The sequence below is a fragment of the Mesorhizobium sp. B2-4-6 genome, assembly GCF_006442775.1.
Classification (GTDB): domain Bacteria; phylum Pseudomonadota; class Alphaproteobacteria; order Rhizobiales; family Rhizobiaceae; genus Mesorhizobium.
On sequence record NZ_VFVI01000003.1, the window covers coordinates 570,739 to 590,945 of the forward strand.

Here is a 20,207-nt window from a genome sequence, read left to right on the forward strand (position 1 = left end):
CCCTTCAGCGCCTGACCCATGGCCGCCAACCTCAAACCCTACCGCGCCAAGCGCGAATTCTCCCGCACGCCCGAGCCGGCGGGCAGCCTCGCGGGCGGAGAGGGCAACCGCTTCGTCCTCCATAAGCACCACGCCACAGCCGACCACTATGACCTGCGCCTGGAAGTCGGCGGCGTGCTCAAAAGCTGGGCCGTCCCGCGCGGTCCTTCGCTCAACCCGGCCGACAAGCGTCTCGCCGTCGAGACCGAGGACCATCCGATCGAATATATCGACTTCGAGGGCGTCATCCCCGAAGGCGAATATGGCGGCGGCCCGATGATCGTCTGGGACACCGGTACCTGGGCGCCGATGGAAGATGTCGCGAAGAGCCTCAAGACCGGCGCTTTCAAGTTCCGCCTTGCCGGCGAGAAGCTCAATGGCGGCTGGATGCTGACGCGGCTGAAGCCCAAGCCCGGCGAGGATGAGAACAAGAAAAACTGGCTGCTCTTCAAGGAGCGCGATCTTGCTGCCGATCCCAAGCTCGACATCCTCGAAGCGCGGCCGGAAAGCGTGAAATCGGGGCGGCGCATCGAGGAACTGGTCGCCGTGAAGAAACCGCCGCGCTTGCCGCCGAAAGCCGGTTCGTTGAAGCCCGGCGCGCTGCCCGGCGCTGTGAGAGGCGATCCGCCAAGCCGCGTCGAGCCGCAGCTCGCCACGCAGGTGCCGAAACCGCCGGGCGGGGATGATCCCGCCGGGCGCACCGGCGAGCTCTGGCTGCACGAGCTCAAGTTCGACGGCTACCGCACGATAGCGCATGTGGTCGATGGAACGGTGAGATTGATGACCCGCGCGGGCATCGACTGGACCAAGCGCTATGGCGATCTTCCGCAGGCTTTTTCGCGCCTGCCGGTCCAACAGGCGATCATCGACGGCGAGATCATGGTGCTCGACGATAAGGGCATCTCGCGCTTCGCGCTGCTGCAGGACGCGCTGGCCGAAGGCGCCGGCTCCAAGCTGCATTTCTACGCTTTCGACCTGCTTCACCTCGACGGCTGGGACCTGCGCAAGGCCCCACTCAAAAAGCGCAAGGCCTTGCTCGCCGAACTGCTCGCAGGCCACGCCGCCAACGCCGCCATCCAGTACAGCGACCATGTCGAGGGCGACGGGCAGCGGCTCTACGACCAGGCCTCTGACCTTGGTCTGGAAGGCGTCGTCTCCAAGCGCGCCGACGCCATCTACCAGAGCGGCCGCACCAAAAGCTGGACCAAGGTGAAAGCGCAGAAGACGGACGATTTCGTCATCGCCGGCTACACCGTCTCCGACCGTGCGGAAGGTCTGGCGGCGCTCGGCATGGCGGAGTTCGTCGAGGGCGAATTGCACTATCGCGGCAAGGTAGGCACCGGCTTCGACAGCGAGATGGCGCGGGAGCTGCTCGCCCGGCTGGAACGGCTGACCGCCGGCGCCAGTCCCCCCGAAGGCGCGCCGCGCGAGATCATGCGCGAGATGCACTGGGTGAAGCCGCTGCTGTCGGCCCGCATCCGCTATTCGAACCGCACCGCCGACAATGCGATCCGCCACGGCGTCTTCCGCGGTCTGCGCGATGTCGGCGGGCTGACCACCCCTATTGCTGTCAAGCGCAAGCGCCTGATCGCCGAATCCGACCTCGCCACGATCTGGGTCACCAATCCGGAGCGCCGACTGTTCGGCAAGACCGGGCCGACCAAGCTCGACATCGCCGTCTATTACGCGCTGGTCGGCGATTTCATGCTGCCGCACATCACTGGCCGTCCGGTGTCGCTGGTGCGCTGCCCGACAGGGCGGCCGCAAGATTGCTTCTTCCAGCGCCACGCCTTCACCGGCATGCCGCCTTCGGTGGCGGTGTTCGAGAGCACCAATTCGGAAGGCGAGACGAAAACCTACCTCTCAGTCGAGGACGCCAAGGGCTATCTGGCGCTGGCACAATTCGGCGTCGTCGAGTTCCACACCTGGGGCACGCATCGCACAAAACTCGACAAGCCCGACCAGATCGTCTTCGACCTCGATCCGGGCGAGGGGATTTCCTGGCGCGAGGTGGTGGAGGCGGCGGTCCACATCAAGGGCGGGCTGGAGAGCCTCGGCCTAGTGCCATTCGCCAAGACCTCCGGCGGCAAGGGCATCCACATAACCGTGCCGGTGACCAGAAAGCAGAACTGGAGGAAACTGCACCAGGTGAGCAGCGCCATTTCGACTTTGCTGGCCGCGAGCGCGCCCGACACCTTCACCACCACGATGGGCAAGGAAAACCGCAAGAAACGCATCTTCATCGACTTCCACCGCAACGCCCGCGGCCATACGTTCGCCGCGCCTTATTCGCTGCGCGCCCGCACCAACCTGCCGGCCTCGACGCCGGTAAGCTGGACCGACCTGGAGACGATCGACGCGCCGGAGGACCTGAACTACGCCTCGCTGCCGGGGCTGCTGGAGACGTCCGGCGATCCCTGGGCGGAGATCGATGAGGCGGCCAGGGATTTGCCGGTGGTGGAGCGCTAGTTCCTCCTCCCATAAAGTGGGAGAGGCGGCCGCGCCGCGGCCGGAGAGCGGGGCGGCGCCAGCGTATGTGGTCAAGGCGCCAAACGATATTCAGCTCTGCGCCATTTCCCCTCTCCGTCTCGGCTTCGCCGAGCCACGTCTCCCCGCCTTCGCGGGGCGAGGAAAAGGGCGGCGCTCTCTCCATCGACGCTTTCTACAATTTGAACTATTCTCATGCCAACCCGCCCCAGAAAACACTTCGTCAGGAATTCGGCAGTACAATCAGGGTCGGTGTAGGATTTCCGCAGCCTCAATCGTCCTCCGGACGAAGCGCTGCAAAGAGCATGGTACCAAAAAGGCGGGAACCGGTTTTTGGACAAGACCATGCTCCAACATAGTGTCAGTGCATGGCCGCGTAGGAGTTCATCATGGCGCCCAGGGCAAGTTGGAAAGGTTACCTCAAGCTCAGTCTCGTCAGCTGTCCGGTCCGGCTCTATCCGGCCACCAGCGCGAGCGAGCGCATCTCGTTCAACCAGTTGCACAAGAAGACCCACAACCGCATCAACATGAAGCCGGTCGATCCCGAGCTCGGCCTCGTCGAGCGCTCGGATTTGGTGCGCGGCTACGAATATGAGGACAAGCAGTACATCATCATCGACGACGCCGACCTCGATGCGGTGAGGATCGAATCCAATCACACGATGAACATCGAGGCCTTCGTCGACGAGGGCGAGGTCGACGTCATCTACCAGGACGCGCCCTATTATCTGGCGCCCGACGGCGCCATGGCCGAGGAAACCTTCGCGGTGCTGCGCGAGGCCATGCGCAAGTCCGGCAAGGTCGCCATCGCCCGCCTGGTGCTTTCCAGCCGCGAGCGCGTGGTGACGATAGGCGCGCGCGAGAACGGCATGTTCGTCTGCACGTTGAGGAACCCCAACGAAGTGCGCGGCACCACTGAATATTTCGGCAACATCCCGGATGCGAAGCCCGACGCGGAAATGCTGCAACTGGCCGAGGCCCTGATCAAGCAGAAGGAAACCCACTTCGATCCGAAGAATTACGAGGATCGCTACGAAGTGGCGCTGATGGCGATGATCCGCGAGAAGCTCAAAGGGCACAAGCCGATCATCGCGGCGGCGCCCGAGCGCGGCAATGTCATCAACCTGATGGATGCGCTGAAAGCCAGCCTGTCGCAGCAGGCGAAGCCCCCGGCCAAGTCGAAGAGCAAGGCCGAGGAAGCGCCCGCAAAACCCGCCAGGAAGGCGGCCGCCGGCGGCGCCGCGCCTCAGAACCCGCTGAAGGCGAACCTGTTGAAGGCCGTCGGCAAGAGCAAGAAGTGACGGGAAATGCGGGGCCAGTGATCGTTCCCGGCGCCGTCTTCGGCGTCGTCGGCGCGCTGGCCGCCTTTCCGCTGCGGCTTGCCGCGCGCGAGGTCGAGCGCCGTCACGCGGAGTTGAGGCGCGGCGTCACCCGCCGCACCTCTCATGTCGTCGTCGGCCGCACGCTCCTCGCCAAGGCGACGAAAGTCGGCGATGCCGAGATCGAGCGCCGCGCTAGGGCCGAGCGCGAAGCCGGCCGCGCTCTGGTCAGCGAGAACGGTTTCCTGCGCCTGCTTGGGCTGATGAAGGCGCCCGACGCCTCGTCGCTGTCCAGGCAATCGCTGATCGATCAGTCGCGGCTATCCGGCGGCGATCTCGACATGCTGTCGCTGTTCGACGCGTTCGAGCATGACGCCGAGCCTTATTCCTTCCGCGACCTGATCCTGGCGAGGAAATATGCCGGCCTGATCGCCAGCGGCGCGTCCTGGGGCGCGATTGCGCGCTCTGTCCACCGCTCCGGCCCGGTCGCCTCGCTCACCGCCAAGTCGCTCAATCTCGGCTCGCAGCATGGCCGGCCCGACGCGATCTATCTCGACGAAGGCCGAAGCGAGCTCGACGGCCAATTGCTGTTCGACCTCGGCAGCCCGGAAGACGATACGCTGGAGGAACTCTTTGCCGAGGCGGAGATGGCGGAAGAGGGGGGCCGCCACGACGATGCCGCGGTCCTTTACCAGCGCTGCCTGGCGATCGATCCCAAGGATGCAATCGCCGCCTTCAACCGCGCCAATTGCCTGCGCGGCGCCGGCCGGATTGCCGAGGCGGCGCATGATTATGCCCGCACCATAAAACTCGATCCGGGCTTCGTCGAAGCCTGGTTCAATCTTGCCGGGCTGATGAGCGACGAGGGCAAGGTTGCCTCGGCGCGGCGGCATTTGCAGAAGGCGATGGCGCTCGACAAAACTTACGCCGACCCGGTGTTCAACCTGGCGCGGCTGGAGTTCGACGCGGGCAATCTGGCGGAAGCGCGGCGGCTCTGGGTACGGTACCTGGAGTTGGACGCAGAGTCTGAATGGGCGCGAACTGCGCAGAAGGGCATCCAGTTCGTCGATCTGCACATGGCGCGCACGGCGGGGTGAGGATGATGAGCGAAGGCCGGCGCGACAGCCAACCTCCCCCCTTGTGTGCAAGATGTCCGGCAGGACAGAGGGGGGCGCTGTCCCGCCTGCCTCTCGGCCGTTTGCGGCCGCGACCTCTGGAGTTTTCGTTCAATAAGCGACGACAGCAGAGTTCCTTCGGCAGCGTCGCCGTCGCGCGAAAGCACACCCCATGACCTCTTTCCTCTTCGACGGCGATGACATCGCCCCCGTCACCATCCTTCTCGCCCATGGCGCCGGCGCGTCGATGGATTCGCCTTCGATGACCGCCACCGCCAAGGCGCTCGCAGCGGCCGGTTTCCAGGTCGCGCGCTTCGAGTTCCACTACATGGCGGCGCGCCGTTACGGTCACCGCAAGCCGCCGCCGCGCGCCGAGACGGTGAACCCGGAATATATGAAGGCGATCCTCGACCTGCGCGCCAAGGGCGTGACCGGCAAGCTGATCATCGGCGGCAAGTCGATGGGCGGCCGCGTCGCTTCGATGGTCGCCGACGAGATGTACGCCAAGGGCGAGATCGCCGGTTTGGTTTGTCTTGGGTATCCGTTCCATCCGCCGGGCAGGCCGGAGCAACTACGGACAAAGCATCTCCTTGATCTGAAGACGCCGACGCTGATCTTTCAAGGCACGCGCGACGAGTTCGGCACCAAGGAGGAAGTCGCGACCTACGGCCTTTCCTCGGCAATAGAGGTGATCTGGCTGGAGGACGGCGACCACGACCTCAAGCCGCGAAAGGCGATCTCGGGATTTTCGACGGGGGATCACCTGAAGACGGTGGCGGAGACGACAAAGGCGTGGGCGGAACGTCCACATCGGTCGTCATCCTAGGGCGAAGCAAGGAGCGAAGCGACGCGCGCAGACCCTAGGATCCATGCCGTGACGTTAAAGCGTTGCAACGGTTCAGGATTTTGCTCCGCCGCGCTCCACGGCGAACGTAACGGAATGGATCCTCGGGTCAAGCCCGAGGATGACGAGGCGAGAGGCGCCTTCGGCATTCAAAAATGAAACTCGCCACCTTCAACGTCAACAACATCAACAGCAGGCTGGAGAACCTCCTGGCTTGGCTCGCGCGCGCCGAACCCGACGTCGTCTGCCTGCAGGAGTTGAAGGCGCGCGACACCCAATTCCCGCTGACCCGCCTGGCCAAAGCCGGCTATGGCGCGGTGTGGAAGGGCGAGCCGACCTGGAACGGCGTGGCGATCCTCGCGCGCGGCGCCGAGCCTGTGCTGACACGCGATGCGCTGCCCGGCGACGATGCCGATCGCCAGGCCCGCTACATCGAGGCGGCGGTCGACGGCGTCGTCATCGCCTGCCTCTATGCCCCCAACGGCAACCCGCGGCCGGGGCCGAAATTCGACTACAAGCTCGCCTGGCATGAGCGCTTCGCGGCGCATGCGGAGCAACTGCTCGACACTGGCCTGCCGGTGGTGCTGGCCGGCGACTTCAACATCGTGCCAGAGCCGCGCGACATCTATGCCACCCGCTCTTATGATGACAATGCGCTGGTGCAGCCCGAAAGCCGCGCCGCCTTTGCCGCGCTGATCGAGCAGGGCTGGACCGACGCCCTGCGCAAGGTTTTTCCCAGGCAAGAAAAACTCTACACCTTCTGGGATTATCGACGGAACCGCTGGCCGCGCGACGCGGGCCTGCGTCTCGACCACATATTGCTGTCGAAGAAGCTGGCGCGGAAACTGAAAGCGGCCGGCATCGACCGCGACGTGCGGGGAGGCGACAATCCCAGCGATCATGCGCCGGTTTGGGTGGAGTTGGGGTGAGAAAAAATCCCCGCCGTAGCGAGGATCGTTGAGAATCAAATCCTGGATGCCCGATCACGGGGGCGGAGCGGGCGGAGGCGAGCCCGCCACAATCGCGGAAAGCTTGCCTCTACGGATCAAAACCGGCTTCTCGTAAGTCTTCTTCATGGGTTGCCCTCCAATACTCCAGTAAATGATCTCAAGTGAGTGGTTTCTGTCAAGCATTCGACCAGAGCGGCCCGTCGACACCTGGGGAAGCCTTCTGCTGGTAAAACCGTGGTCCAATAGTTCCGATAGCGCTGGCGTTCCCGCCGGCGTCTCAATCATGCGCCTTCCACAGCAACGACTTGCGGTGTTGATGTCCAACGCTAATCTGCTGAAGAGTTGGAGGGGGTAAAATTTCATGCTCGTGGTCTTGAACACGTGTCTCCAGCCGTTGCCGCCTCGCAATGGCTGATACCATCCTCGTCGCCCTCCTCTCGGCCCTCGTCCTTGCCGGCGCTGTAGCCCTCGTCGCGATCGTGCTGCGCTGGCGCCGCAAGCGCCGCAGGGCGCGCGGCAACTCCAATCCGGCGGGCGACTATGCGCCGCGAGCTGGCTGGGGCGGTAGCCGCGGAGCGCTCAACTATTCGTCCTTCGTCTTCATGGATGTCGACGGCGACGGCAAGTTCGGGCAGGCCGACCGGCCGATCGCCGGCATTGTGGTAAGGGCCTATGACGAAAAGGGCGCGTTCCTCGCGGCGGTGCGAACCAACAATGGCGGCTTCGCCAATTTCGTCATGTCGGCGAAGAAACATCGGGCCGTCCTGCGCGCGCCCGGAACCTACCGGTTTTCGGTCTCGGTGCCGAAAGGCTGGCGCGTGAGCACCGGCAATGAGGATCAGTCGCTGCGCCTCGACACCATGCCCGGCGCGCCGTCAGGTCTCGCCGGCGAGGACTTGCCGAAGGCGGTCGGTCTCTCGCCAGGACGCTTCATTCGCGGCAGGACCGTGACCGAAGCGGCACTTCGGGTCATCGGCAAGGGCAGGGTGCTGGAAACCAGAGCGCTCCAGCCTGGCGACTTCCTTGTCGGTCTCTCCTCCGACGCCGACACGCTGACGATCTCTGGATCGGGTCTCGATCGTCGCCTGGCGCTTACGCCCTATCCGGCCGATCTCGGACTTTTGCGATCGGACGCGATCGCAGCCGATGCGGCACTCGAAACGATCGACTTCGACGCTGTCACCACCCTGCCTTTTCAGAAAATCCCCTGCGGCCATGCCGGTCTCGACTGGCGCAACCTGAACGCCCTGACGAGCCAGTACGTCAAGGACAGCGAGGGCTATCTGAACGGCAATCTCTCACGCGGCCGCGTCGCCTATACCAGCAGCGGCCATCCGGCGGAGTTTGCCGGCACGACACCCTTCGGCTTTCATTCGATTATGCTCACCGCCGCATGGCTGGCTTCGGAAGGTGAGGTCGCATTGGTCGAAAGCTGGCTCCATGACGAACTGGTCGCCAGCGACGAGATCGCGCTCTCGGCGTTGGCTCCGGTCCACTACGCGCCGATGCTGAAGGCGGTGACGCGCGTACGCATCTCCACGAAGCACTATTGGCAAGCAGTGCTGGACGGTTTGGTGCTGGTGCGCTGAAGTAGCCGAAATTGCTCGATGCTGATCAAGTTGTGCGATCGTCAAGTCGAGATTGCCGGCGTCGGCCGTCGCGTATTATCAAGAAGCGCGGGGAGAACCGGTCAGATCACCGGCCCGGTTCCATTGATGGGACCTGAACCGGCGCCGTTGAGTGCCGTGATGGCCGAAAGCTTGCCCTTTCTGGCGAAGGTTGGCTTCTCATAGACTTTCTTCATGTTCCGAAGTCCTCGATTCACCCAAAACAACCGGCCGACAAGTTGTCGGTCCAACATGCCACGCCTGCATGCAGGCGTGTTCGATCGTAGGCCGATCAGTCCGTCGAAACCGGAGCGTTCGCCGTAACTGCCGAAAGCCTGCCCTTCCGGATGAGGCTGGGCTTCTCGTAGACCTTCTTCATGAAAAACCTCTCCAAACGCTCGCCCCAACCTGAGCAGCGCCTATAGCTGCTTCCTAGTCGGGCCTACCGATCGCTATTCCCGATGGTCAACCCGGGAGGGGGTTGGAAGGGCTGTTCAATGCCGTGACTGTCGAAAGCTTGCCTTTGCGGACGAAGATAGGCTTCTCGTAAATCTTCTTCATGCTAATGGCTCTCCTGAAAATCCCCGCCGGATAATGTCATAAGAGCGTTTCCTGTCAACCAATGCGAGTGGTTGAGTTCTTTATTCTTGGGGAGTGTGGCTTTCTGCTCACGCGACCGGCGTTCAACGAAGAGAAAGACCTCAACGCCTCAAGCTAGTCGGCGGGATATTGGTCCGCCGGTCGAGTAAAGTTGAAAAGCCGGGCAGTCGTTGGGCGGAAGAACGCGCCTGGAGGCCGAGGCAGATTAATCTTTCCTCGTGTGATGTCTTGCACTTAGCCTGGCAAGAAAGCTCGGCTAGGATGGCTGATGCGCCTTCCGCATTCAGGCGGGAGGAACGGGGGGTGGATGAAAAGATCGACCGACAGGCTGCTGGCGCTGGCGATGCTGATCGTCGGCATTGCCTGTTTCGCCAAGCTCTATCCGACGCTGGGCGGCAAGCCGCCGGCGACGTTGCGCTTGGAAGTCTTCGGCGTGGCCGGCGTGCTTTCGGTCCTTGCCGGGCTGCTTTTCCTCGCCGGCCTGCTGCCGGGCGCCGCCAGGCACGATCCGGCCGCCCCCTTGTTCGGCCGCGATGCCGAGATCGCGCCGGCCGGCCATCCACGGCTGCGCCGCGCGGCACTCGCTTTGCCGTTTTTGGCGCTGCTCGTCATCGTCGCCGACCAGTTCGGCCCGTGGCGGACGCAGCGGCCGGATGGCGAACCGGCGAAGGAGGTCGCCACCGCGCCGGCGGAGCCGGCGCCTCGGCCATCCGAGCCGAAGCCCGAGCCGGAGGCGAGCACAAAACCAACCACGCCGGAGGCGAGCACAAAACCGACCATGCCGGAGGCGAGCACGAAGCCAACCGCGCCCGCACCCACGCAGGAAGAAGTCGCGAAACCCGCGCCGCCGGCCGAGTCCGCGCCGCGGCCTGCCCAACCGGCACAGCCCGTTCAGCCAACCGAGCAGACGGCACTCGCGCCCGCAACGCCACCGCAGACGGAGGCGCCGCCTCCACCGGCACTTCCGGCCCAGCCGACCGCGCTGGAAGGCCACAGCGACGCCGTCGTCTGGCTGGCGGTGTCTGCCGACGGCCGCGAGATCTTGAGCGCCAGCACCGACCGCATGATCAAGCTCTGGGACATCGATGGCAAGCGGCTGATCCGCGATCTTGGTCAGCACAAGGACATGGCACGCACCGCGCTTTTCATGCCCGACGGCAAGACCGCGCTGACCGCCGGCGACGACGGCGAGATCGTGCTGCGGCAGCTGTCTGACGGCGCGGCGCTGCACGTCTTCTCCTCAGGGGCGAACGGCGCCGTCCGGCAACTGAAGATCAGCCCGGACGGCACGCGCGCCGTCAGCGGTCACGACACCGGTTCCGTCGTGGTTTGGGACCTGGGGAAGGGGGCGGTGCTGCACGTGCTGCCGGGCCACGACTGGTCGGTGAGCTCCGTCGCCATCTCGCCCGACGGCACCAGGGCGCTCACGGGCAGCATCGACGGCGAGCTGAAGCTCTGGGATATCGTTTCGGGCAAGCAACTGCGCAGCTGGCACGGCCACGACCGCGGCGCCTATGGCGCGGTCTTCCTGGCCGACGGTCACCACGCGGTGACCGGCAGCGGCGACTACACGATAAAACTCTGGGACCTCGATAGCTTCAAGGAAGTGCGACGTTTCGAGGGCCATTCCGGCACGGTCTACGCGCTGGCCCTGTCGGCCGACGGCAGGCGGCTCGGCTCCGTCTCGCTCGACGGCACGGCGCGTATCTGGAACTTGGACACCGGCGCCGAGATCGCCGAGTTCGATCCCGGCACCGGTCCCATGTATTCGGTCGCCTTCGCCGCCGACGGCACGCTTTTGACCGGCGGCATCGACCGCACCATCCGCGACTGGCCGGCCGCAGGAGGCGATGGCAAGGTGCTGTTCGCGGGGGCGCCGGAATAGCGTTGCCGATTGGCGAAAGCCCGCGTGATAGCCGATCTCCCCCACAAAGGAGGGAGATCGGCTGACATTGACGCCCCGCGGCTCGAACCTAGTTCTCCTCGCATGGCGCCACGCCTGCGACGCGTGCCCGCCCGCCTCACGCAAGGAGTAACTCCTTGAAACACTTCTGGATCGGCGTTCTCATCCTCATTGTCGTCTGCCTGGGGGGCTTTGCCGCCTATGGCTGGAAGCCGGCGATCGATCCGGTCGAACCGCCGCAGCGCGCCTCCTTCGACCAGGCGCTGATCGAGAAGGGGGCGCTGCTCGCTTCGGTCGGCAACTGCACGGCCTGCCATACCAAGCCCGGCGGAAAGTCCTTCGCCGGCGGGCTGGCGGTGCCGACGCCATTCGGCACCATCTATTCCACCAACATCACGCCGGATCCCGAGACCGGTATCGGCCGCTGGTCGGAAGCTGCCTTCAGCCGGGCGATGCGGGAAGGCGTCGAGCGCGACGGCGATCACCTTTATCCGGCCTTCCCGTTCGACCATTTCACGCTGGTCTCCGACGAGGACAACCAGGCGCTCTACGCCTATCTGATGACGCGGCACGCCGTGGAGAACCGGCCTCCCGCCAATGAGCTGCCGTTCCCGCTCAACCTGCGCTTCGTGCTGACCGGCTGGAAGCTGCTCTTCTTCGACAAGGGCGCCTATCGCGAGGATGCCGCGCAGAGCGCCGAGTGGAACCGCGGCGCCTATCTCGTCGAAGGGCTTGGCCATTGCGGCGCCTGCCACACGCCGCGCAATGCCCTGGGCGCCGAGCGGAAAGGCGCGCATCTGGCAGGCGGCGAAGCGGAGGGCTGGGATGCCTTCGCGCTCGATGCATCGTCCTCGGCGCCGATCCCGTGGACGCATGACAGCCTCTTTGCTTATCTGCGCCAAGGCTGGCACGCCGATCACGGCGTGGCCAATGGACCGATGGCCGAGGTCACCGGCAATCTCGGCCGGCTTCCCGATACCGATATCAGCGCCGTCGCCACTTACCTGATCTCGCGGATGGGCAAGCCGACGCCGGAGCGCGCGGCGGCAGCCGAGGACATCCGCAAGAAGCTTTTGGCCGACCAGGGTGGCACGCCGATACCGGCCAGCGCCACCACCGGCAGTCCGACAAGCCGCGGCGGCGCGATCTACCAGGCGGCCTGCGCCACCTGCCATGACGGCAGCCGCCCGCAGCCTTTCGGCGGCATCGATTTCCATCTCTCCAGCACGATCGCCGCGCGCGATCCGCAAAATGCAATCAACGTCGTGCTCTTTGGCCTGCCGGCGGCGAGCGGCCAGGAGAGCCCGATCATGCCGGGCTTCGCCGCGACGCTGACCGACGATCAGGTGGCGGACCTGCTCGGCTATCTGCGCGAGGCCTATGCCCAGAAGCCGGCATGGGCGGACGCGAAAGCGAAGACCGCCGACACCAGGAGCGGCAAATACCGGGTCAGCGTCCGGCCTTCGGACGGCATCGAGCGCAGCCCGGACAATGTGGGAGCCAAGGACTGATGGTCAAGCTCAACGTCAACGGCAGGTCACATGACGTCGACGTCGATCCGGCGACGCCGCTGCTCTATGTGCTGCGCAACGATCTGAAGCTCAGCGGCGCCAAGTTCGGCTGCGGCCTCGGCCAGTGCGGCGCCTGCACGGTGATGGTCGACGGCAAGGCGGTCTTTTCCTGCCTGACGCCTGCCATGCTGGTCGAGGGGCGCGCGATCAAGACGGTCGAGGGCCTTGGCACCATCGACGATCCCGGACCGATGCAAAAAGCTTTCATCGAACAACAGGCGGCGCAATGCGGCTATTGCATCGCCGGCATGATGATGCGGGCGCAGGCGCTGCTCGAGGCAAAGCCCGATGCCGCCGACGTCGACATCAGGCAGGCGCTGGAGCCCAATCTCTGTCGCTGCGGCACGCATATGCGCATCCTTCGGGCCGTGGCCCGCGCCCGCGACCTGATGCAGGGCAAGTCCGCCGGCAACATGGCGCCGGCAGCCGCCACCGGGAGGGGATGATGAACGCACCGAACCTGCTTCCCGATGTCACCCGCCGCGGCTTCCTGGCGGGAGCCGGCGCGCTGGTCGTATCCTTCGCCATTCCGGCCAAGGCGCAGCAGGGCGAGGTACCGAGCGCGCCGGGCGCCCAGACGGCGAAACCCGAATTGCCCGGCAGTCTGGCTGACACGCCCTCGCTCGACGCCTGGATCCGCATCGACGCCGACGGTTCGATCACCGTCTTCACCGGCAAGGCCGAGCTTGGCCAAGGCATCAAGACGTCGCTGCGCCAGGTTGCCGCCGAGGAGCTGGAGGTCGAGCCGGCGGCGATCAAACTGATCACCGCCGACACCGCGCTGACGCCGAATGAAGGCTACACCGCCGGCAGCCAGACGATCCAGAATTCAGGCACCGCCATCCGCTATGCCTCGGCGCAGGCGCGGCAGATCCTGATCGCCAAGGCCAGCAAAAAGCTTGGCGCGCCGGTCGAGGCGCTGAAGGCTGAGGCGGGAGCGGTCGTCGGCCCGAACGGCGCCAAGGCCGGTTATGGCGAACTGGTCTCGGCCGATTTCCTTCATGTCGATGCGGCGGCGGATACCAGGCTCAAGCCGCCGGCAGCCTATCGCGCGATCGGCAAGCCTTTCGCGCGGGTCGACATCCCGGCCAAGGTCACCGGCGGCGAGGCCTATGTCCAGGACATGCGCCCGCCGGGCATGGTTCATGCCCGCGTCGTGCGGCCGCCGAGCTACGGCGCGAAGCTCACCGACTTCGCCGATGTCGCGGTCAAGGCGATGCCTGGCGTGATCGCCGTGGTGCGCGACGGCGATTTCCTGGCCGTGGTCGCCGAGCAGGAGTTCCAGGCCGTGAAGGCTATGCGCGCCATGGCCGCCGTCGCGAAGTGGCAGGAGCAGCCCGCGCTTCCCGACCCGAACGATATTTCGGCTTTCCTGGAAAAGGCCGTGTCGAAAGTCGGCACGGTGACCTCCGTCGGCGCCGACAGCGCGCCGGGCGCCAGGACGCTCCAGGCGCAATTCACGCGCGCCTACCAGATGCACGGCTCTATCGGTCCATCGAGCGCGGTGGCCATGCTCGACAATGGCCTGACGACGGTCTGGACGCATACGCAAGGCGTCTATCCCGATCGCAAGGCGATCGCCCAGATGCTCGGTGTGCCGCAGGAGAAGGTGCGCTGCATCCACACCGAGGGCTCGGGCTGCTACGGCCACAACGGCGCCGACGATGCGGCGGCCGACGCCGCGCTGGTCGCGCAGAAAGTGCCGGGCAAGCCGGTGCGCGTGCAATGGATGCGCGACCAGGAGCATCTATGGGAGCCATACGGACCGGCGATGCTGACCAGGGCGAGTGCCACGCTCGACCAGAACGGCAACATCGTGAACTGGCACTACGACCTGTGGAGCAACAACCATGGCACGCGGCCGGGTTCCGCCGGATCGCTGATCGCCGGCAGGCTGATGGAACGGCATTTCCCGCCCGATCCCGCCGAGCTGCAAATCTCTCCGCTCGGCAATGGCGACCGCAACGCGATCCCGCTCTATGACGTGCCCAACCAGCGCGTGAACTGGCACTTCGTCGCCGACATGCCGGTGCGCGTGTCCGCGCTGCGCGGCTTGGGGGCCTATTGCAACGTCTTCTCCATCGAAAGCTTCATGGACGAACTGGCGCTGGCGGCGAACGCCTATCCGGTCGAATACCGCCTGCGCCACCTGAAGGACCCGCGCGCCAAAAAGGTGATCGAGGTGGCGGCCGGAAAGTTCGGCTGGTCGAAGACTCCCCTGCCGGAAGGCCGGGGCAGAGGCTTTGCCTTCGCCAAATACAAGAACCACGCCGCTTATCTGGCCATCGCGCTGGAGGCCGATGTCGACAGCGACAGCGGCGCGATCAAGGTGTCGCGCGTCGTTGCGGCGGTCGATTGCGGCGAGGCCGTCGCCCCGGATTCGATTATCAACCAGACCGAAGGCGGCATATTGCAGTCGATGAGCTGGACTCTTTACGAGGCCGTGCATTTCGATCGAACGCGCATCTTGAGTCCGGACTGGTCGACCTATCCGATCCTGCGCTTCAGCGCGGTGCCCGACAGCATCGAGGTGCAGGTCGTCGATAACCCCGGCACGCCTTATCTCGGCGTCGCCGAAGCCGCCCAAGGCCCTACCGCCGGCGCCATCGCCAATGCGTTCCGGAGTGCGACCGGCAAGCGTATCTACGATCTGCCTTACACGCGCGAGCGGGTAAAGGGCGTGCTGGGGGTTTAGGGCGCTTGATCTCCCGTCCTCGAGGAAGATGTCGCCGAAGGGGGCGGGGGAGTTCACTGTACAAGTCACGCGCGCGCCGTCATCCTAGGTGGATAGACAAACCTAGCAGTCAGCGTCCCGTCCCATCATGCTCAACCTCCACCTCGTCGAAGCCTCGATCGCCAACCTGCGCCGCGGGCTGGAAGATGGCACCGTCACCAGCGTCGAACTGGTCGGTGCCTATCTCAACCGCATTGCGCATTTCGACCGCCGCGGCATCGCGCTCAACGCGGTCCCCATCCTCAACCCGAACATGTTCGAGGAGGCGGAAGCTTCGGACCGCCGCCGTCGCGAGGGCAAAACCCTCGGCCCGCTCGACGGCATCCCTTACACTGCCAAGGACAGCTACAAGGCCAAGGGGCTGACGGTAGCGGCCGGCTCGCCGGCCTTCCAGCATCTCACGGCGAACGAGGACGCCTTCACCATCGCCAGGCTGCGCGCCGCCGGCGCGGTATTGATCGGCCTCACCAACATGCCGCCTATGGCCAATGGCGGCATGCAGCGCGGCGTCTATGGCCGCGCCGAGAGCCCGTACAACAAGGACTTTCTCACCGCTGCCTTCGCTTCCGGCTCGTCCAACGGCTCGGGGACGGCGACCGCCGCGTCCTTTGCGGCCTTCGGGCTCGGCGAAGAAACCTGGTCGTCCGGTCGCGCGCCCGCCTCCAACAACGCGCTGGTGGCCTACACGCCATCGCGCGGCGTGATCTCGGTGCGCGGCAACTGGCCTCTCGTGCCGACCATGGATGTGGTGGTGCCGCACACGCGGACCGTTCCCGACCTCTTGGAACTGCTTGATGTCATCGTCGCCGACGATGCCGAGACGCGCGGCGATTTCTGGCGCGTGCAGCCCTGGGTTCATATCCCGAAAGCCTCGGCGCTGCGGCCGGCGAGCTACGCCGCGCTCCCGCTGCAAGGCGCGCTGAAGGGCAAACGGCTCGGCGTGCCGAAAATGTATGTCGGCAACGACGAAGGCGCCGACCGCCCGATCGAGACCCGCGCCTCGGTGCTGGATCTGTGGCGTCAGGCGGCGCGCGATCTGGAAGCGCTCGGGGCCAAGGTGGTCGAGGTCGATTTCCCCGTCGTCTCCAATTACGAGCGCGACCGCCCTGGCGCGCGTACCATGGTCGATCGCGGGCTGGTGCCGGCTGAATTCGCCGAGCGCGAGATCTGGGACCTGTCCATCTGGTCCTGGGACGACTTCCTGCGCGCCAATGCCGATCCTGCGATCCCCGATCTTGCTTCGGTCGACGGCGCAAAGATCTTCCCGCAGCCGCCGGGCGCGTTGCGCGACCGCTATGGCGATGCCGATTTCGATCTGGCGCAATATGTCGAGCGGGCGAAGCAGGGCGTGGCGCCGCTCGCGGACATTCCCGCCATCGAGGCGGGACTGAAAGGCCTGGAGGCAACGCGCCGTATCGATTTCGAGGACTGGCTCGATGCCAACCGCCTCGATGCCGTGGTGCTGCCAGCGGTCGCCGATGTCGGCCCGGCCGATGCCGATGTCGACGAGGCCTCGGCCATGCTCGCCTGGCGCAACGGCACCTGGGTCGCCAACGGCAATCTGGTCTGGCGCCATCTCGGCATCCCGACCGTGACGGTGCCGATGGGAACGATGGCCGATATCGGCATGCCGGTCGGCCTCACCTTCGCCGGCAGGGCCTATGACGACGTGGCTTTGCTGACCATCGCCGGCGACTATGAGCGGGCCACCAGGCGGCGCACCGTTCCGCCGCGCACGCCGGCGCTTGCCGACGATGTGTTCGAGGGCAGGGGCGCGGCAAGTCGTGTTGGTGATGCCCCCCTCACGCTGGCGCTTACGGCTGAGACGACGCGCTCCGGCGCCACCGATGAGATCGCGATCGCGCTGGAGACCGGCGATGCGGCGGTGGTGAAAGTCCACGTCAACGGCGAGCCGGTTTCCCTGCAAGGCAACGGTAACCGATTCACCGGTCGCGTGATCGTACCGGCCACAACCCATCAAGGCTTCCATAGCGTCTGGCGCGGTTCCTATGGTTCGATCGTCACGGCCATTGTGACGTCGCCGGATGGGCGCGTCGGCGGGGCATATACGGTGACAGGTGGGATTGGGTAGCTTCCTTTCCCCCGCAAGCGGAGAAGCGAAGATCGCGCTACCCGGTCCAATCCACGCCAGCGCCACCAACCCGAACACCGCGCCCGTGGCCCACACCGCGTTCCAGCCGCCCCAGGCCCAGGCAATGCCCGATCGCGGTCTTCCGCGACGCGCTGGCGGAGGCGCTGAAGGACCGATGTATGATGGTTCCTGCCGGTAGCTACGGTTCCGGCTCTGCCTCCTCCTTGACCCATCCCTCACCCACGCTATCTTCGCGCCATGCCAGCTACCGCCCCCTCCGCCGCCGCGCCGCTGATCGTCATCGACCTGCAGACCGGCATGTTCGATGGCCGTTTCGATCCCCCGATCCACGACGCCGACACGATCGCTGAGCGCGCCCGCAGGCTGATTGACTGGGCGCGGCACACGGGCCGCAAGGTGGCCTTCATCCGCCATGACGGGCCGGAGGGCGATCCGCTGGCGCCGGGCGCCTCCGGGTGGCCGGTATGGCCGCTGCTCGGCCAGGCCGCCGACGAGCCGACCTTCGGCAAAAGCGTCGGCAACGCCTTCTCCAACCCCGACCTGGCCGAATGGGTAGCGGGGCAGGGCGCGAAGGATGTCGTGCTCATCGGCGCCCAGACCGATTTCTGCGTCGCCGCCACCGTGAAGGGAGCCTTCGCCGAAGGCCTGGGCGTCACCTTGATCTCCGACGCGCATTCGACGCTGGATTCACTGGAGGAGAAGGCGCCCGACATCATCGCCCGCCACAACGAGGCCTTCGAGGGGCAGGGCGTGCGGATGGCGACCACGGCAGAGCTGACGGAAGGCTGAGCGCATTCTTCCTTCTCCCACAAGGGAGAAGAGAAGCCCCCCAACTCAAGGAGCTATTTTTGCCCACCCTCACTCTCCCCGCCGAAGGCGGCTGCCGCTGCGGCCGCGTGCGCCTTAAGATTTCGGCAAAGCCGCTGCTCACCATGGCCTGCCATTGCACCGGCTGCCAGTCGATGTCGTCCAGCGCCTATTCGCTGAGCGCGGCGATCCCCTCGGAAGGCTTCGAGGTGACCAAGGGCGAGCCTGTGGTCGGCGGCCTGCACGGCGCGTCGAAACACTATTTCTGCGGCTACTGCATGACCTGGATGTTCACGCGACCAGAGGGGATCGACTGGTTCGTCAATCTGCGCCCGACCATGCTCGACGAGCATGCCTGGTTCGCGCCCTTCATCGAGACCTGGACGTCTGAGAAATTGCCCTGGGCCACGACATCAGCCGCGCACAGCTACGAAGCGCTGCCGTCCTTCGAGGAATATGAGCCGCTGGTCGCCGAATACGCGGGCACGCAACGCTGACCAAAAGCGGGGCCGGCCAAAAAAGCGGCGACCTAGGGCAAGGTCGCCGCTGCCATTTCCGTTCATGGTCGACGCGGCCGTTGGGGGCGCATTGTTGGGGATGTGCTTGGGCGTCCGCGTCGACCACGGCGGCCTCATACCGCAGACTGCATCATGGCACATTTGCCGCCCGCTGAAACTTCCGCGAAAACGGTATATGGCGGGCTCTTCCCTTCTCCCCTTTGTGGGAGAAGGTGGCCGAGCGAAGCTCGGATGGATGAGGGGTGTTCCAGCTTGGCGATACCACTTGCTCAGCCGTGGCCGTGCGGCCCTCACCGACGCCTCCCTTTCAGTAGCCGTCTCGGCGCTGCGCGCCGTTCCGCCTTCTCCCACAAACACTTTCTCCCTCGATCCGCATTGACCTGGTCCGCCCGACCGGCGACGACTGAGGCTTCCTTTTCAATGGATTGCATCGTGGACCAGATTCATTTTCTCAACGCCAGGCTTGCCGATGGCACGGTCGCTGATCTCGCCGTCGCCGGCGGCCGTTTCAGCGCCATCGTGCCTGCAGCCAATGCGACGACGCCGCCGGCTGGCGCCACCGACCTTGACGGCCAGCTCGTGCTGCCGGCTTTCGTCGAGGGTCATATCCATCTCGACACCTCCTTCTATGGCGATGCCTGGCGCCCGCACGTTCCCTGCACCAATGGGTTTGACGTGCGCGAGCGGGTCGCGTTCCAGATGCGCAACCTCGAGCAGGCCGCGCCGATGGAAGAGCGCGCGAAAAGCCAGCTCGAGCTCTGCGTCGGCAATGGCAGCCTTACCATGCGCAGCCATGTCATGGTCGACACCGCGGTCGGGCTGAAGCATGTCGAGACGATCCTTGGCGTGCGGGAGAAATACCGCGACTTGATCGACATCCAGCTCGTCGCCTTCCCGCAGAGCGGCATTCTGTCCTCGCCAGGCACCGCGGAGCTGCTCGACGAGGCGCTCAAGCTCGGCTGCGACCTGATCGGCGGGCTCGATCCCGCAAGCTTCGACCGCGACGTGAAAGGCCATCTCGATGTCGTCTTCGGCCTTGCCGAAAAGCACGGCGCCGGCGTCGACATCCACCTGCATGACCGCGGCACGCTCGGCCTGTTCGAGATCGAGGAAATAGTCGCCCGGACCGCGGCACTGGGCATGCAGGGAAAAGTCGCCGTCAGCCACGCCTACGGGCTGGGCGACATCTCCGCCGATGCGTTGGCCGGAGCCGGCGAGCGGATCGCCGCCGCCGGCGTCGCCATCATGACCAACGCGCCCGGCGATCATCCTTTCCCGCCGGTGGCGGCGCTGCGCAAGGCGGGCGTCACGGTCTTCGCCGGCTCCGACAACATCCGCGATTCCTGGTGGCCCTACGGCGATGGCGACATGCTCAACCGCGCCAACATGATCGGCTACCGCTCCGGCTTCTACGAGGACTGGGAACTGGAAGCCGCTTACGACGTGGTGAGCCATGCCGGCGCCAAGGCGCTCGGGCTTGAGGGCTACAGCATCGCCGTCGGCGCCAAGGCGGATTTCGTCGCGCTGAAGGCCGAGCATGTCCCGGAAGCGGTGGTGGCGGTGCCGAGGGAGCGCACCGTCTATCGCGCGGGCGGGGAAG

Annotated in this window: 15 protein-coding genes; 14 read left to right on the top strand and 1 reads right to left on the bottom strand. The window is 65.5% G+C overall.

The annotated features are described in order from the left end of the window. The first annotated feature begins 18 nt into the window (after nt 1–18). The 6 genes from ligD (at nt 19) to FJ957_RS12955 (ending at nt 8,343) form a co-directional block, all read left to right on the top strand. Nucleotides 19–2,508, top strand: a complete 2,490-nt coding sequence (gene ligD / locus FJ957_RS12925) for a DNA ligase D (protein WP_140831831.1) — start codon at nt 19–21, stop codon at nt 2,506–2,508. A 407-nt stretch (nt 2,509–2,915) separates the two neighbouring features. Continuing rightward, entirely contained in the window at nt 2,916–3,827 is a 912-nt protein-coding gene (locus tag FJ957_RS12930) for a Ku protein (RefSeq protein WP_140831833.1), read from the top strand. After that, entirely contained in the window at nt 3,824–4,942 is a 1,119-nt protein-coding gene (locus FJ957_RS12935) for a tetratricopeptide repeat protein (RefSeq protein ID WP_246685830.1), read from the top strand. Before FJ957_RS12930 ends, FJ957_RS12935 begins: the two co-directional genes overlap by 4 nt. A 190-nt stretch (nt 4,943–5,132) precedes the next feature. Further along, nucleotides 5,133–5,786: an alpha/beta family hydrolase gene (locus tag FJ957_RS12940; RefSeq protein WP_140831835.1), complete on the top strand. Its 654-nt coding sequence runs from the start codon at nt 5,133–5,135 to the stop codon at nt 5,784–5,786. Nucleotides 5,787–5,959: 173 nt separating this feature from the next. Next, a complete protein-coding gene (gene xth, locus FJ957_RS12945) occupies nt 5,960–6,733 on the top strand; it encodes an exodeoxyribonuclease III (protein WP_140831837.1) in 774 nt (257 codons plus the stop codon). Between the two features lie 428 nt (nt 6,734–7,161). Continuing rightward, complete coding sequence (locus FJ957_RS12955) at nt 7,162–8,343, top strand: hypothetical protein (RefSeq protein ID WP_140831838.1); 1,182 nt, start codon at nt 7,162–7,164, stop codon at nt 8,341–8,343. A gap of 101 nt (nt 8,344–8,444) precedes the next feature. Here FJ957_RS12955 and FJ957_RS12960 read toward each other — a convergent pair whose 3' ends face one another. Then, nucleotides 8,445–8,558 (bottom strand): putative RiPP precursor, encoded by a 114-nt coding sequence (locus FJ957_RS12960; RefSeq protein WP_140831840.1) that lies wholly within the window; start codon nt 8,556–8,558, stop codon nt 8,445–8,447. Between the two features lie 710 nt (nt 8,559–9,268). Here FJ957_RS12960 and FJ957_RS12975 point away from each other — a divergent pair. The 8 genes from FJ957_RS12975 to FJ957_RS13010 all read left to right on the top strand — a co-directional run. Next, the gene (locus FJ957_RS12975; RefSeq protein WP_140831841.1) at nt 9,269–10,846 is read left to right on the top strand and encodes a WD40 repeat domain-containing protein; all 1,578 of its coding nucleotides are present in this window, start codon (nt 9,269–9,271) and stop codon (nt 10,844–10,846) included. A gap of 155 nt (nt 10,847–11,001) precedes the next feature. Next, complete coding sequence (locus FJ957_RS12980) at nt 11,002–12,375, top strand: cytochrome c (RefSeq protein WP_140831843.1); 1,374 nt, start codon at nt 11,002–11,004, stop codon at nt 12,373–12,375. Next, on the top strand, nt 12,375–12,881 hold the full coding sequence (locus tag FJ957_RS12985) for a (2Fe-2S)-binding protein (protein ID WP_140831845.1): 507 nt from the start codon (nt 12,375–12,377) through the stop codon (nt 12,879–12,881). Before FJ957_RS12980 ends, FJ957_RS12985 begins: the two co-directional genes overlap by 1 nt. Next, entirely contained in the window at nt 12,881–15,130 is a 2,250-nt protein-coding gene (locus FJ957_RS12990; RefSeq protein ID WP_140831846.1) for a molybdopterin cofactor-binding domain-containing protein, read from the top strand. Before FJ957_RS12985 ends, FJ957_RS12990 begins: the two co-directional genes overlap by 1 nt. A 127-nt stretch (nt 15,131–15,257) precedes the next feature. Next, entirely contained in the window at nt 15,258–17,261 is a 2,004-nt protein-coding gene (locus tag FJ957_RS12995; RefSeq protein ID WP_140831848.1) for an amidase, read from the top strand. 258 nt (nt 17,262–17,519) lie between these two features. Further along, nucleotides 17,520–18,071 carry an isochorismatase family protein gene (locus FJ957_RS13000; protein WP_140831849.1) on the top strand — a complete coding sequence of 184 codons (552 nt, stop codon included), beginning with the start codon at nt 17,520–17,522 and terminating at the stop codon, nt 18,069–18,071. Nucleotides 18,072–18,130: 59 nt separating this feature from the next. Next, nucleotides 18,131–18,586, top strand: a complete 456-nt coding sequence (locus FJ957_RS13005) for a GFA family protein (protein WP_140831851.1) — start codon at nt 18,131–18,133, stop codon at nt 18,584–18,586. 441 nt (nt 18,587–19,027) lie between these two features. After that, on the top strand, nt 19,028–20,207 hold a 1,180-nt coding region (locus tag FJ957_RS13010), incomplete at its 3' end, for an amidohydrolase family protein (protein ID WP_140831853.1).